The 14800-nt window shown below is 61.6% G+C and carries 13 protein-coding genes and 1 CRISPR repeat array; of the genes, 5 read left to right on the forward strand and 8 right to left on the reverse strand.

All coding sequences use genetic code 11. From position 1 onward, the window contains the following. A CRISPR array of direct repeats spans nt 1-698; the repeat unit is 28 nt; unit sequence CCCCCCGCGCGGGGGCGTGGATTGAAAC. A 375-nt stretch (nt 699-1073) separates the two neighbouring features. Continuing rightward, on the reverse strand, nt 1074-2840 hold the full coding sequence (locus tag ACEW8N_RS15975) for an AMP-binding protein (protein WP_373500842.1): 1767 nt from the start codon (nt 2838-2840) through the stop codon (nt 1074-1076). A 564-nt stretch (nt 2841-3404) separates the two neighbouring features. Here ACEW8N_RS15975 and ACEW8N_RS15980 point away from each other — a divergent pair. Further along, entirely contained in the window at nt 3405-4151 is a 747-nt protein-coding gene (locus ACEW8N_RS15980) for a DnaJ domain-containing protein (protein ID WP_373500843.1), read from the forward strand. A gap of 74 nt (nt 4152-4225) precedes the next feature. Here ACEW8N_RS15980 and ACEW8N_RS15985 read toward each other — a convergent pair whose 3' ends face one another. After that, the gene (locus ACEW8N_RS15985; RefSeq protein ID WP_373500844.1) at nt 4226-4618 is read right to left on the reverse strand and encodes a hypothetical protein; all 393 of its coding nucleotides are present in this window, start codon (nt 4616-4618) and stop codon (nt 4226-4228) included. 86 nt (nt 4619-4704) lie between these two features. Beyond that, entirely contained in the window at nt 4705-5040 is a 336-nt protein-coding gene (locus ACEW8N_RS15990) for a DUF6504 family protein (protein ID WP_373500845.1), read from the reverse strand. Between the two features lie 154 nt (nt 5041-5194). Between ACEW8N_RS15990 and ACEW8N_RS15995 the strand changes: the two genes are divergently transcribed. After that, entirely contained in the window at nt 5195-5926 is a 732-nt protein-coding gene (locus ACEW8N_RS15995) for an HD domain-containing protein (protein ID WP_373500846.1), read from the forward strand. A gap of 10 nt (nt 5927-5936) precedes the next feature. On the opposite strand, the gene ACEW8N_RS16000 is transcribed toward ACEW8N_RS15995, so the two are convergent. Then, nucleotides 5937-7601 (reverse strand): CTP synthase, encoded by a 1665-nt coding sequence (locus ACEW8N_RS16000; protein ID WP_373500847.1) that lies wholly within the window; start codon nt 7599-7601, stop codon nt 5937-5939. Between the two features lie 183 nt (nt 7602-7784). Then, nucleotides 7785-9062 carry a phosphopyruvate hydratase gene (eno, locus tag ACEW8N_RS16005; RefSeq protein WP_373500848.1) on the reverse strand — a complete coding sequence of 426 codons (1278 nt, stop codon included), beginning with the start codon at nt 9060-9062 and terminating at the stop codon, nt 7785-7787. 267 nt (nt 9063-9329) lie between these two features. Here eno and ACEW8N_RS16010 point away from each other — a divergent pair, with 267 nt between their 5' ends. Beyond that, entirely contained in the window at nt 9330-9734 is a 405-nt protein-coding gene (locus ACEW8N_RS16010) for a hypothetical protein (RefSeq protein ID WP_373500849.1), read from the forward strand. Between the two features lie 244 nt (nt 9735-9978). Here the strand turns inward: ACEW8N_RS16010 and tsaA are convergent, their stop codons facing one another. The 3 genes from tsaA to ACEW8N_RS16025 all read right to left on the reverse strand — a co-directional run bounded on the left by tsaA (nt 9979) and on the right by ACEW8N_RS16025 (nt 13799). Further along, nucleotides 9979-10467 carry a tRNA (N6-threonylcarbamoyladenosine(37)-N6)-methyltransferase TrmO gene (gene tsaA / locus ACEW8N_RS16015; protein ID WP_373500850.1) on the reverse strand — a complete coding sequence of 163 codons (489 nt, stop codon included), beginning with the start codon at nt 10465-10467 and terminating at the stop codon, nt 9979-9981. Between the two features lie 180 nt (nt 10468-10647). Beyond that, entirely contained in the window at nt 10648-12228 is a 1581-nt protein-coding gene (locus ACEW8N_RS16020) for an MBL fold metallo-hydrolase RNA specificity domain-containing protein (RefSeq protein ID WP_373500851.1), read from the reverse strand. A 59-nt stretch (nt 12229-12287) separates the two neighbouring features. Further along, nucleotides 12288-13799, reverse strand: a complete 1512-nt coding sequence (locus tag ACEW8N_RS16025) for an AMP-binding protein (protein ID WP_373500852.1) — start codon at nt 13797-13799, stop codon at nt 12288-12290. Nucleotides 13800-14046: 247 nt separating this feature from the next. Between ACEW8N_RS16025 and ACEW8N_RS16030 the strand changes: the two genes are divergently transcribed. Both ACEW8N_RS16030 and ACEW8N_RS16035 read left to right on the forward strand, forming a co-directional pair. Then, nucleotides 14047-14364 carry a DUF721 domain-containing protein gene (locus ACEW8N_RS16030; protein ID WP_373500853.1) on the forward strand — a complete coding sequence of 106 codons (318 nt, stop codon included), beginning with the start codon at nt 14047-14049 and terminating at the stop codon, nt 14362-14364. Next, a partial coding sequence (locus tag ACEW8N_RS16035; RefSeq protein WP_373500854.1) for a tRNA1(Val) (adenine(37)-N6)-methyltransferase occupies nt 14361-14800 on the forward strand: 440 nt, incomplete at its 3' end. The genes ACEW8N_RS16030 and ACEW8N_RS16035, both read left to right, overlap by 4 nt.

Genomic DNA, 14800 nt, shown 5'->3' on the forward strand with positions numbered 1-14800 from the left:
CCCCCCGCGCGGGGGCGTGGATTGAAACGCTGAATCCGCACTTCCATATAATATATGTAGCAAGTCGCCCCCCGCGCGGGGGCGTGGATTGAAACCCACGGCTCCGTCTTCGGGTCCCGGATACCGGCGTATGTCGCCCCCCGCGCGGGGGCGTGGATTGAAACAAGCTCGACGGACCCAAAAACAATCCAACAAGATGCGTCGCCCCCCGCGCGGGGGCGTGGATTGAAACATATCCCCAGCTCCACGGCCTTGATCGCCGCAATGTCGCCCCCCGCGCGGGGGCGTGGATTGAAACGCTGTCTGAGATGGTGTCACCATCAAGCCATAGCGTGTCGCCCCCCGCGCGGGGGCGTGGATTGAAACACCCTCATGCTGATCCAGGATGAGCGGCCCGGCGTGTCGCCCCCCGCGCGGGGGCGTGGATTGAAACTCCCTCGCGCTCCAAGGTATAGACCCGCTCCGGGGTCGCCCCCCGCGCGGGGGCGTGGATTGAAACGACAAGTACAACGGCTGCAAGATCTCCTCCTTCGGGGTCGCCCCCCGCGCGGGGGCGTGGATTGAAACGCCCATTTGCTGGCGCAGCTCCTCTGCGGAAACCTGTCGCCCCCGCGCGGGGGCGTGGATTGAAACTCAAAAAAACCACCACGAAATTCAAAACCCCGGGTCGCCCCCCGCGCGGGGGCGTGGATTGAAACCAACCTTGTCCTAAAAAAAAACTGTGATTGACCATGCAAACAAAAAGGTACAGCGTCACCTTGACCTCCGGATAGAAATGGGTGGCTGGAACGAGGCAGGTGACGGCTTTTCTTATCCGTTGCCCCCTTCATTTCATTGCCATCACCGCCAACGGCGCCGGATTCCGCAGGTTGTCCGGCCGGATAGACCCGAACCATATTGGCATTTTAGTGCAAATTCAACGTTTTTCTATGCAATTCACCGCGGCTGACACCGCCGACAGGCATGATGACGCGTTCCCGGCAGGACAGGGAACGGAGATGGGAGGAACCCGGAAACGGGGGCCGCGCAATGCGCACCCCCTTCGTTTCCGGGTGGATGTGGACGGAAGTCGACTACTTTTTCTTCTTGGAACTCAGTTCCGGGAACTCATGGTAGAAGTACTCGTTCGGCAGAGAGGCGTCTTCTTTTTTCTTCTTCTCTTCGTCTTCTCTCAGCTCCACGCGCCGGATCTTGCCGCTGATGGTCTTGGGCAGCTCCGTCACGAACTGAATGATTCTCGGGATCTTGAACTTGGCCAGCACGTTGATGGTGTGCTGGAACAACTCCAGGGCCAGTTCCCGGGAGGGGGCGTATCCCTGGCCAAGGATAACATAGGCTTTGACGAGCTGATACCGTTCGGGGTCGGGGGTTCCCACGACGGCGGCTTCCATGACGGCGGGATGCTCGATCAGGGCGCTTTCCACCTCGAAGGGGCCTACCCGGAAGTCGGAGGATTTGATGACATCGTCGGACCGGCCGATGAACCACCAGTATCCGTCGGCATCAAAAGATGCCTTGTCGCCGGTGAAATAAAGGTTGTTGTTGAATGCGGCCTGTGTTTTCGCCGTATCATCGATATATTCCTGGAAAAGACCGAGTGCCCGCCACTTGCTCAAGCGGATGGTGATATGTCCGGGTTCGTCGGGCGTCGTGATCTCCTTGCCCTCATCATCCGTCAGGATCACGTCGTACATGTAGGAAGGATACCCGAAGGAGCCGAAGCGCATCTTGCCTTCCATCCAGGGCGGGTTGCCGATCATGGCCGTCGATTCGGTCTGGCCGTAGAAATCCCGGATCTCGGTGCCGGTGGCTTTCTTCCACTGTTCAATGACCTCGGGGTTCAGGGGCTCGCCCGCACTCAGGGAGTATTTCATGGCGCTGAAATCATACTTGGTGAGATCCAGCCCAACAAAGGCGCGCCAGGCGGTGGGCGGCGCGCAGAAGGAGTTTACCTTGTATTTGGCGACAGTGGCGACGTATTTCTGAACATTGAGGGCCTTGAACGCAAACCCCGTAGCTGTCGCGCCCACGTTCAACGGCGCGAAGAAGCTGCTCCACGCCCATTTCGCCCAGCCGGGAGCGCTCAGGTTGTGGTGCACGTTGCCGGGCTCCAACCCCTGGATGACGGCGGTCGAGAGGTGGCCGACGGGGTATGAGACGGCGCTGTGCCCCACCCTCTTGGGAAGGCCGGTCGTTCCGGACGTAAAGAAGCAGAAGAGAACGTCATCCTTGCCCACGTCCGCAGCCGCCGCTTCAGGGGATTCCTGATCGATGTCGGTATAGGACGTCCATCCGGCCTTCTCTCCCAGCACGATCTTCGCCTTGGGCACGCAGTTGGCTTTTTTCAGGGCGTCGTCCACGAGCCCCGTGAGCCCTTCAAAAGAGATGACGACATCGGGTTTGTAGGCTTCAAAGCGGAATTGAATCTCCCTCTCCGTCATGCTGGTGGCGGTGGGCACCGACACAAGGCCGCCCTTGAGCCCTGCAAAGGTGGCAAACCATGTTTCCGGGACGATGGGAGTCAGCATGTAAAGGTTGTTTCCCTGTGCAACGCCTTTTTTTCTCAAGAAATTCAAAAATTTATTTCCGTTGGCAGCCATCTCCTTGAAGGTGAACTGCTGCTCGGCATCCGTATCGAGATCCGTCCAGATCAAGGCGAGCTGGTCGCCCCTCTCCTTGACGTGAAGCCCTTCAAAGATCTCCTTGGCCCAGTTGAATTTCGCGGGCAATTCGGTATTGTTCAGTTTTTCAAAAAACGCCTTTGCCGCAACTTCCCTTTTTCCCATGTCCGTGATGGTGTTTACCGCCATCGCTTCTCTGTATACGCTTTCCAACGACATTCCCCTACCTCCGTTTTGATGGTTTTCCCGTTGCCTTGAAACATCAGCCTGCGGGCTTCATTTCAGACACTGCCATTATGCCGAACAGCTTTATAAAATATTTTTTTTATTGTTTTTAACGTATTCACGCGCCATCTTTTTCTTCTTCTTGAAGACAGCCTCAAAGCCAATACTGAACGAGCGGTCGTTCAGTACCTTGCCATGCCGTTCATTTAGTTGTCAATCATTTTTTTATGCATCCCCGTCACGGCCCTCAAAAACCCGCATCTGATCCCCGTGGAAAAGCCTCTCCGTCAGGGCTTTCCATCTGAAGTCGACCTTCTCCGGGCCATTCTTTCCCGGGAAAAAAGCCAGCCCGCCCGATTGGCCGCATCGATCCGGGTCAAGGATCCAGTCGCAACAAATGATCAACTTTGCGGGGTTTCTTTCGAAAAAAACGGTGATTGGTTGCAGGATGGGTATTTGCGCACTGTTTTGATCCATGCTATGAGATATTGAAATGTAATTTATTCGGGGAAATCTTGGACTGCGGTCCGCTCTGTGGATGCAATCACGAGGCTGTGGATGAAAAATCGTGAGAATTACTACAAACTGCTTCATGTTCAACCGGACGCACCGGCCGAGATCATCAAGTCGAGCTACCGGACCCTGATGCTGAAGCTGAAACGCCACCCGGACATGGGCGGGGATGACAGCCGGGCGGCGTTGATCAACCTTGCTTACGAGACCCTCACCCACCCTGAAAAACGGGTCCGCTACGACAGGGAACTGCTGCGGTCGCAAGAAATGACGGCGGAAATGGGCCCGGACATCCTGAAACCAGGGGAGACCCGCTGGAAAAACGAATGCGCGGAATATCAAAACCGGATGTCCATGCCCACCTGTTCCTGCGCATTCTGCAGGATGTCACAAACAGGCGAACTCCGGGCGGGAACCGAAAGGCGCTGCTGCTGCTGCCGGAGCCCGTTGAACCCGGTGGCGGAAGCGGCATGCCTCAATGACCGGCAGCGGCGGGCCGTCAAGCGGATCGCCCAGCGCAGCAGGGTCACCTTTTACACCGCCTGGCCCCAGCACGGCTTCACCGGGCACATCCGCGACCTGTCGCCCCTGGGCATGCAGATCGATGCCCACGAGATGCTGAGGGAATCGCAGCTCATCAAGATCGAAAGCGACATCCTCCACGCCACGGCCCACGTCGTCTACTGCCGCGGCACGACCGACGGCGGATGCCGGTGCTACGTCATCGGCATCAAATTCTTCACCCTCTGGTTCCAGCGGCCCTTGGGCACCTTCCTGTCGGTCACAGCCTGACCGCCCCGCGTTCGAGGCGCTTTTTGCCCCCCACAATACGGGGCACCCGGAAAACAGACTCTGCCGGCCGGCAATCACGGCGCCTGCTGGAGCCGAAAACAGACATAGGGGCCCATCAGGGTCCACAGCGGAATGAACACCCACACCCGGCCCGCAAGGATATTGTATTCGTGGAGCACTGCGCGCCAGGGGTTTCCAAGGATCAGGCGGCCCAGCCCGACCTCGAACGCCAGCGTCATGACGAGCCACATCAGGCCGATCGTCCAGGCCTGGCCGGCGGACGCGATCGGCCAGATGGACGACAGCAGGCGGAAGTATGCCGCAAACAGCGCAAGGAGAATAAGGGTTGAGATCTGATGTGCGGCGAGATCGCCTGCGCGGGATTTGTAAAGGCCGTCCCGGATGCCGCCGTTGAGCACGGCCAGTATCATCATGCCGAACCAGGCCAGAAAATACCTGAAAACCATGTTTGGAATGCCTCCGTTGGTGCGCCGGGCCGATGTCCGGGTTCACCCAAGACCCGCCCGCCGCGCGGTACGGCGGCCAAGGGCGTTCAGTCCTTCCCGCCGTCGATGCTGAAGAGCCACCACCGGGGGATGGACTTGGGGCCGCGGGGCTGCCGGTCAAAATAGATTTTCGCCGTCCGGTTTGCCGGGGTCACCACCTCGAACCAGTGCTTCCTTACATAGACCTCGGGGCTGCCGTGCCGGCAGGATCCGGTCTCCCGCCATGTGCGCAGGACTGCGGCGATGACAATCGTTTCGCCGCGCCAGGCAAAGGCGCGGGGCAGGCCCGGCCCGCCCCCTGCCATCGCTTCCGTATCCGCGGCCGCCCCGACAGGCGTGATGGCCTCCGACACGAATGCCTGTTTACGATCCGTCTTCGTCATGATCTCCCCCCGATTTGATTTAAGTCAAACCCATCCCCATAGTTATCTTGTATACCCCCTGTCATGGATGCCGATCTCATCCGAATCAGAATACATGCCGCCGGCGGTCATCCGAGGATAGCGCCGGTGACGATCCCTTAAGGAGGACCATGCCATGAAATGTCCGGGACAGGATACCCAGTATTGGAAAGACGATGCCATCTTCGAGGTGAAATGCCCTGAATGCGGGCGGAGCGTGGAGTTTTTCAAGGACGACTCGGCCCGGAAGTGCGAGCACTGCGGCCACCGGTTCCCCAACCCGAAGATGGACTTCGGGTGCGCGGCCTACTGCAAATACGCCAAGCAGTGCATCGGCGACCTCGCCCCCGAGCTCATGGCCCAGCGGGAGAATCTGCTCAAGGACAAGGTGGCCGTCGAGATGAAGAAGTATTTCAAGACGGATTTCAAGCGGATCGGGCACGCCACCCGGGTGGCGCGGTATGCCGAGGCCATCGGGAAGCAGGAGGGCGCAGACATCGCCGTGATCATGTCGGCGGCCTACCTCCACGACATCGGGATCCACGAGGCGGAAAGGCGCCACGGCAGCACGGCCGCCGCCCACCAGGAGGCCGAGGGTCCGCCCATCGCCCGGTCGATCCTGGAGAAGCTGGGGGCGGAGGCTGCGCTCATCGAGGAGGTCTGCGACATCGTGGGGCACCACCATCATCCGCGGCCCGAGGAGACCCTCAACTTCAAGGTCGTCTACGACGCCGACCTCATCGAGAACCTCTCGGAGCAGCAAAAAAAAGAGGCCGTCGGCGAGGGGAAGCTGGCCCGCCTCATGGACACCGCCTTCCTGACGCCGTCCGGCCGCGAGGAGGCGCGCAGGGTGCTGGCCGCCGGATGATCCCGGCGGGCTATTCCCCGCCGGCCGCCCTGCCCTCCCGCCGGGCCTGGGCCAGGGCCGCGCCGATGAACGCGGTGAAGAGCGGGTGGGGCGCCATGGGCCGGGACTTGAACTCGGGGTGGAACTGGCACCCCAGATACCAGGGGTGGTCCGTGAGTTCGACGATCTCCACCAGCTTGCCCTCGGGATAGATGCCGCTCACCACCAGCCCGCTCTCGACCAGACGGTCCAGATATGCGTTGTTGAACTCGTACCGGTGCCGGTGCCGCTCGGAGATCATCTCCTGCCCGTAGGCGGCAAAGGCCAGGGTGTCCTTTTCCAGCCTGCAAGGGTAGGCGCCGAGGCGCATGGTGCCGCCCTTGGCCGAGTTGACGTCCCGGGTCTGGACCGTTCCCGTCTTTTCGTCGTACCATTCCCGCATCAGGTAGATCACCGGATCGGGCGTCTCCCTGTCGAACTCCGAGCTGTGGGCGTTGGGCATGCCGCCCACGTTCCGGGCGAACTCGATCACCGCGATCTGCATGCCGAGGCAGATGCCGAAATAGGGGACCTTACGGGTCCGGGCGTAGTTCGCGGCGAGGATCTTCCCCTCCACCCCCCGGGAACCGAACCCGCCGGGAACCAGGATGCCGTCGGCGCACCCCAGCTTTTCGTCGCAGGTCTCCGCCGTGATGGCCTCCGAATCCATGAAGGCCAGTCGGACCCTGGCGCTGTTGGGGACCCCTCCGTGGTAGAGGGCCTCGTTGAGGCTCTTGTACGATTCGATGAGGTCCACGTATTTGCCCACGATGGCGATGGTCACCTCGTGGGCCGGGGACTTGTAGCGCCGGACAAAGTCCTCCCACGCCTCGAGACGGGGGGCCCGGGTCCAGATGTTGAGGGTCTCCATGATCCGGTCGTCCAGCCCCTCGTCGTGGAAGCCCAGGGGCACCTCGTAGATACAGTCCACATCCTTGGCCGTGATGACCATCTTCTTGTCGACGTTGCAGAACAGGGCGATCTTGGACTTGATGCCGTCGTCCAGGGGGCAGGAGGTCCGGCACAGGAGGATGTGGGGCTGGATGCCGATGCTGCGGAGCTCCTTGACGCTGTGCTGGGTCGGCTTGGTCTTCACCTCGCCCGCGGTGGCGATGTAGGGCACCAGGGTCAGGTGGATGTAGCAGACGTTGTCTGAACCCGCGTCGGCCTTGAACTGCCGGATCGCCTCCAGGAACGGGAGGCTCTCGATGTCGCCGATGGTGCCGCCGATCTCGACGATGACCACGTCCACGCCGTCGGCCGCCAGCCGGATGCTCTCCTTGATCTCGTCGGTGATGTGGGGGATGACCTGGACCGTGCCGCCCAGGTAGTCCCCCCGCCGCTCCTTGCTGATGACCGAATGGTAGATGCGGCCGGTGGTGAAATTGTTCTTCTTCCCCATCACCGCGCTGGTGAACCGTTCATAGTGACCCAGGTCCAGGTCGGTCTCCGCACCGTCGTCGGTCACGAAGACCTCGCCGTGCTGGAAGGGGTTCATGGTCCCCGGGTCCACGTTGATGTAAGGGTCGAGCTTCTGGATGGTGACCCGGAGCCCCCGGCTCTCCAGAAGGGCGCCGATGGCGGCCGACGCCAGCCCCTTTCCCAATGACGACAAAACGCCGCCGGTCACAAAAATGTATTTTGTCGCACAGGCCATGTTATCTCTCCATGATTTCTCCACAATGAGAAACCAGGTTTTTTTGCCTGATCAAACCTGGTTTCCATTGTTTCACATGTCGACCGCAGGGATCGGTGTTTTTGGATCTGTCGAAAACCGCGGAAAACCCTCGGCGGGCGCGCAGCCAGGGGGCCGTCCGCTGCGGCCCCGGGAGGAAGTGTCTTACTCCGCGACGAAGATCGTCTTGGTGAACACGGCGCCTTCGCCCAGTTCCTCTTCGATCCGGATGAGCTGGTTGTACTTGGCGATCCGGTCGGTCCGGGAGAGGGAGCCGGTCTTGATCTGCCCGGCATTGACCGCCACCGCCAGGTCGGCGATGAAGGTGTCCTCGCTCTCGCCGCTGCGGTGGGAGATGACCGTGGTGTAGCCGGCCTGGTTGGCCATGGCGATGGCGTCCAGGGTTTCGGACACGGTGCCGATCTGGTTCAGCTTGATCAGGATGGAGTTGGCGATGCCGTTGTCGATGCCGTCGCTGAAAATCCCGGGGTTGGTGACGAACACGTCGTCGCCCACGAGCTGGACCCCCATGCCCAGGCTTTCGGTCATCTTGGCCCAGCCTTCCCAGTCCTCCTCTGCCAGGCCGTCCTCGATGGAGAGGACCGGGTATCGGGCGACGAGATCGCCGTAGTATTCGATCATGTCATCGGCCGAGAGCTTCTTGCCCTCGGAGGCCAGGTGGTATTTCCCGTTCTTGTAAAACTCGCTGGCCGCCGCGTCCAGGGCGAGGCCGATGTCGTTGCCGGGCGAATAGCCCGCCTCCTCGATGGCTTTGATGATGTATTTGACGGCCTCTTCATTGGACTTCAGGTCCGGCGCGAACCCGCCCTCGTCGCCCACGGCCGTGTTGAGTCCTTCCGCCTTCAGGATCTTCTTCAGGGCGTGGAAGGTCTCGGCGCCCATCCGGACCGCGTGGGCGATGCTGTCGGCGCCGAAGGGGATGATCATGAATTCCTGGATATCGAGGTTGTTGGCCGCGTGGGCCCCGCCGTTGATGACATTCATCATGGGCACCGGGAGAAACCGGGCGTTCACGCCGCCCAGGTATCGATAGAGACTCAGGCCGTAAGCCTCGGCCGAGGCGCGGGCCGCCGCCATGGAGACGCCCAGGATGGCGTTGGCGCCCAGCTTGGACTTGTTGGTGGTGCCGTCCATCTCGATCATGCGCTGGTCCAGGGCATACTGGTCCGCGGCGTCCATCCCCTGGACGGCCGGACCGATCTCGCTCATGACGTTGTCGACCGCCTTGGCGACGCCCTTGCCCAGGTAGCGGGCGGCATCGCCGTCCCGAAGCTCAAGCGCCTCCCGCGTGCCCGTGGAGGCGCCCGAGGGTACGATGGCACGGCCCATGGCCCCGCAGGCCAGCTCCACATCAACCTCTACGGTGGGATTCCCCCGGGAATCCAATACCTCTCTCGCTTTTACATCAAGTATCTCGGTCATTTCATTTCCCCCTGTGCTGTTTGTATGCCTGGATCGAAAGACGTGTATCTTATGTCAGACGTGAAGAATGGATCGTCGCTGGAAACAAATCATGGATTTGTACTCCGCTCCGTTTTTGATGTCAAGGGACGGATCACCCCGGCGGTTTTAAATTGACAAAAACCGGTGGCATGGTATCTTCCCCGGGCGCGGCCATCCGGGCGAAAAGCCAGTTGACGCCCAATGGAAGCCCAGTAAAAGCCCAATAAAAGCAAGGATGAATGAAACATGCGGAAGATGGATTTTTATTCTCTGTCCCACCTGATGGTCTCGGCCGTTCGCGTTCTGTCGCACACGGGTGTCGAGGCGCCGTCGGTCGAGGATGTTTGCGGGCTCCTGACCCTCTCCCTGGAGCAGAGCCACATGCTCTGCAAAAAGCTCCACGACCTGGGCATCATCGAGATGGTCGAAGGGCCTTTCGGCATCCGGCTGTTCGTCCGGGATCATATCAAGATCGAGGAGATCCCCCGGGACGAAGCCGGCAACTCCCTCAAGGACGAGGTCGAGAAATTTCAGTCGAGCCGGAAGGATTTCAAGGACCGGATCGAGAAGTTCCAGTCACGGAAGGAAATGGAGCAGAAGGAGCTGTTCGCCAAGATCCAGGAAAAATTCAAGAAGAACCTGCCCAAATAACCTGCGGGCAACCTGCCGTGCGCCTCAGCCCCGGCCTTCTCGGTTTTGCAAAAAGGCCGATATCTGTGTTACGCTTCATCCCTCGTCACTGCGCCGCAATCTAAGCAGGCCTCATTCCTCGGGATTCGCAAGCCTTGATCTCGGCCTTTGTGCAAAACCGTCTGGAAAACGACTTTTTGTGAACGTATCAGCCTTGCCCCTTCCAGGAATCCATCCCGGCGGAGCGGGACCGCAGGCCGTCGGGCTATTTGCCGGAGAACCGGCCGTCGTCCCTCGCCTGCTCGGTCCGATGCGCCTGTTTTTCGATCCAGCCGGTCCGTTCGGACGCGCGGCTGTCGAACTTGGGAACGTAGGGCTTGATGTCCAAAAGCGGGGCCCCGTCCACGATGTCCACCTCCCGGATGAAAAGACTCCCGCCCTCGACCCGGAGGAGGCGCACCACCGAAAGGCCGATGGCATTGGGCCGGGCCGGGGCCCGGGTGGCGAACAGCCCGTGGAGGGCGTCGTCGAGAAAGGGCTTGACCGTGAGCCGCACCGGGCCGGAGAGGTGGCAGTGGTAAAGGAGGATGATGTGAGAGAACCCCTCGATGTCCCGGAGCCCCTCGACATGCTCCGGAAACACCTCGACCACCGCGCAGTCGTCCATGCCGCCCGGGGGCTGAATGGGGGTTCCCTCCGGCGTCTTGAAGGGGGTGTGAATGATCCCGATGGGATGATATTCAACAGCATTCATGGGTCTTATTCCTTTAAGTAAACTTGATGGATCCGCAAAAAGTCGATTATCAGACGGTTTTGTAAAAAGGCCGAGATCAAGGCTTGCGAATCTTGAGGAATGAGGCGTACTGATAGTACGCCGCAGTGACGAGGGAGGAAGCGTAACGCAGATATCGGCCTTTTTGCGAAACCGTCAAACTTACCGTATCCATATGGACTGCCCCTGGTAGGGCAGCGTCACCGGATATCCCTCCGCCGACAGGCTGTCGGCAAATGCCTTGGCCTGATCCTCCTCGCCGTGGACCACCGCAATTCGCTTGATGATCAGGTTCGACTCTCTGAGGAATCGGAGCATCTCGTTCCTGTCTCCGTGACCGCTGAAGCCCCCGATTTTCGTCACGTAGGCCTTCAAGGGGTATTCCTTGTTCAGAAACCGGACAACCGGCGCGGCCCCGGACCGCCCCGAGGCCTCGTAGGCCTCGCCCTGCTCCAGAATCCGCCGGCCCAGAGTGTGCTGCGCCATGTAGCCCACGATGAGGATCGTGTTGCTGGGATTGTGGATTTTGTACCGCAGGTGGTGGAGAATCCTGCCGCCCTCGCACATGCCCGAGGAGGCGATGACGATATGGGGCTGGGTCTCCTGCATGAGTTTCATGGAATCCTCGACGCTCTGGACGAAGCGGATCTGGCCGAAGGAGAAAGGGTTCTTGCCTTTTTTGAGGAAGGTTTTCTGGGTCTCCTCGTCGTAAACCTCGGGATGCTCCCCGAACACCTGGGTCAGCTTGATTCCCAGGGGGCTGTCGATGTAGACCGGCACCCGCTGGATCTCGCCGCTGTCGTAAAGTTCGTGGAGCACGTAGATGAGCTCCTGGGTCCGGCCGAAGGCAAATGAGGGAATGATCACCGTTCCCCGCCGGTCCCAGGTTTCCTGGAGCACCCGCTTCAATTGCGGCTTCAGGTCCTCGACCGGTTCGTGGAGCCGGTTTCCGTAGGTGCTCTCCATGACCAGGAGGTCGAGGTTCCGGTCCGCCTCCCTGAATTTGAGGGTGGGGTCCTTGAGGATGGGCTTGTCGAACCGCCCGATATCACCGGTATACCCGATGGTGTATTCAGCCCCGTTTTCCCGCGCCTTGATGATGGAAAAGGCCGAGCCCAGAATGTGGCCGGCCTCGTAGAAGGTGCAGGTGGCGTTCGTGCCGATGGTCACCGGGTGCCCGTAAGGGTAGCCGTCGAAGCTGGAAAGCGAGGCCTCGGCCTCCGCTATGGTGTAAAGGGGCTCGACGCTTTCCAGCCGGTATTTGCGCATGAGTTCATTGATGGCATCGAGGTTGAGGCCGTGGCGGTCCTTTTTCAGGAGGGCCTTGATCTCGTCCATTTCCCGGTTGCTGATCTGCCGCGACGTGGCGCCCGAGCGGAGGCGGGAGAGGGACGCGCGCACCGTCTTGTAGTTGAGGTAATTGGCATCCGACTCCTGGATGTAGGCGCTGTCCAGGAGCAGGAACTGGCAGGCGTCGGCGGTGGCGCGGGTGCAGACCACCCTTCCGTGGAAGCCGCCCCGGACCAGCATGGGGATGCGGCCCGAATGGTCGATGTGGGCGTGCGAAAGGACCACGTTGGTCAGGATTTCCGGAGCAAACGGCAGGATGCGGTTTTTCCGGTCGCTCTCCTTGCGGCGTCCCTGGAACATGCCGCAGTCGAGCAGGATCCGATCGGTTTCGCTGGTGATGAGGTGCATGGAGCCGGTGACTTCGCGGGCGGCGCCATAAAAGGTGATATGCATGGAACTCCCTTTTTCTAGCCTGGAGGTTGGGATGAATCGGTCGGACGGCGCGGCGCGCCCTATCCGCCGTGGTCCGCCTTGACCTTTTCCCGGTCGATGGCGCCGTCGGCCTTTTTGGGCAGGACGGCGACGAAATCGACATAGCGGGGCTTTTTGTAGCGGGCGATCCGGGAGGCGACAAACGCCATGAGCCCCTCCGCCGTGAGGGTGCTCCCCTCGGCCAGGACGCAGACGGCCTTGATCCCTTCGCCGAATTCGGGGTCCGGGACGCCGATCACCGACACCTCCCGGACATCGGGGTGCTCCAGGACCACGGCCTCCACCTCCGCCGGATAGACGTTCTCGCCGCCGGGCTTGATGAGCTCCTTTTCCGGCTTCCGCCCTTTGAACCAGAGATAGCCGTCCTCGTCGAGCCGGCCGTTGTCGCCGGTGTGGTGCCACCCGCCGCGGAAGGTCTTCCCGGTGACCTCGGGCTGGTTCCAGAAGCCCTGGAAGACCAGGGGCCCCTGGACGAGAATCTCTCCGACCTCGCCGGGGGGGACATCCCGGTCGGCGTCATCCACCAGCCGGACCTTCGTGAGGGGCCCGATGCGGCCTGCCGACCCCGGCCGCTCCATGGCCGGCGAGAAGGTCACCAGGCCCGAGGTCTCGGTCTGGCCGTAGAGGATCCAGAAGACGGCCCCGGTCGTCTCCTCGAAGGGCCGGATGTTGTCGGGTCCGTCGAGGCCCATGACATGGCGGAGGGACGAGAGGTCCCGGCCGTCTTTTCCGGCGGCATCGGTCAGGCGGGCGAGCATGGGGGGGAAGCTCCCCCACACCGACGCACGCTCCCGCTCGGTCTCGGCCAGGACCTGGTGCTCGTCGAATTTTTCGATCACCACGTTCTTGCCGCCCGCGTGCATGACCGAAAGGGACAGGTTGAGCCCGGTGATGTGGAAAAGGGGCAGCATGTTGATGTAGGCGTCCTCCCGGGTCAGGCCCATGGTGACGGCGGTCTGCATGTTGCCGGAGACGATGTTGCCGTGGGTGAGAACGGCCCCCCTCGGCCGGCCGTCCACGGCGGCCGTGTAGATCAGGCAGAAGGGATCATCGTCGGCGACGGGGCGGAAAACCGGCGCTCCGGACCGGACCGCATCCGCCGCCATCCGGTCCATGTCCAGGGCCTCCCCGCCGGCCTGGCCCCAGAAAATCGTCGTCAGGCCGCCGGCCTTTGCGGCCAGGGCCTCGGCTTTTGGGGCGAAGTTTCCGTCGGATATCAGCAACCGGGCGCCGGAATCGCCCAAGATGAAGGATAGCTCCTCATCCGAGAGACGCCAGTTGAGAAGGACGATGACGGCCCCCAGTGCCGATACCGCGCCGAACAGGGTGAAGAAACGGTGGTCGTTCATGGCCAGGACCGCCACCCGGTCCCCCGGGCCGATTCCCCGGGCGGCCAGGGCCGCCGCGAATGCATCCGCATCCCGGAGGAGCGCTTCAAAACCGACCCTCAGGTCCCCTGCGGCCACGGCGGTCCGATCCTTGTAAAGACGGGCGTTTCGGCAGTACACATCATAGATGGAAAAGCTCCGCATACACATCCTCCCTCGTCATAAACGGTTGTTCATCCCAAAAATCCCTCACGGCCGGGATCTCGTTACCCGACCCATAATTGCGATTAATTTCAAAATTATGACGGAAACCCCAACCGGTGTCAAGGGGGGAACGGCGGGAAAGGGGGCCGTCCCTCCCTTCGGGCCACAAAAGGGTGGCATGGCGGCGAAAAGACGTGCTATCAGGGAGCGGTGCGCGAGGATCACTCTGGCTGAAAGCGAGGAGGCCATGAAAGACAAACGGGAGCCCCTGAAGAAGCCGGCCCACATTGCGGCCGTCCTCAGGAAGGCGATTGCCGCCTACCGGGACGGGGGGGACGGCGAACTGGTAAAGGTATGGGAGCTGTGGGAGGGGGCCGTCGGCCCCGCCATTGCCGAAAACACCCGGGCCGCGGCGTTCCGGGGGAACCTGCTCATCGTCCACGTGAGCAGCTCCACCTGGATCCACCACCTCCATTTCCTGAAACCGGACCTGATCGCGACGATCAACCGCGCGTTGGGGAAACCGCTGGTGAAAGAGATCAAGTTCAAGGTCGGCCCCCTGTGACGGAGACCACCGAGGACACCTTTTTCGAAGGGCGGATCCAGGTCCGGCAGCACCGGGACGGGTACCGTTTTTCCATCGACGCCGTCATCCTGGCCCAGCACGCCGCGGGCGCGGGTCCCGCCCCCGAGGGCGGCGGCCCCCCGAACCGGAGCCCCAGGCCCCGGAAGGTCCTCGATCTGGGAACCGGGTGCGGAATCATCCCCCTGATCCTGGCCTTCAAGCGCCCCGGGGACCGCATCACCGGGGTCGAGGTCCAGGAGGAGCTGGCCCGCCTGGCCCGGGATAACGCCCGGGAGAACGGCATGGCGGACCGGATCGCGGTTCTCCACAAAGACCTCAGGGAGGTGGCGCCGGAGGACCTTGGCGGGACCGTCGACCTGGTCGTCTCCAACCCGCCCTACCGGGCGCCGGGCTCGGGCCGGATGAACCGCCTGGG

Origin of the sequence: Desulfococcus sp. (assembly GCF_041737845.1) — a bacterium.
Classification (GTDB): domain Bacteria; phylum Desulfobacterota; class Desulfobacteria; order Desulfobacterales; family Desulfococcaceae; genus Desulfococcus.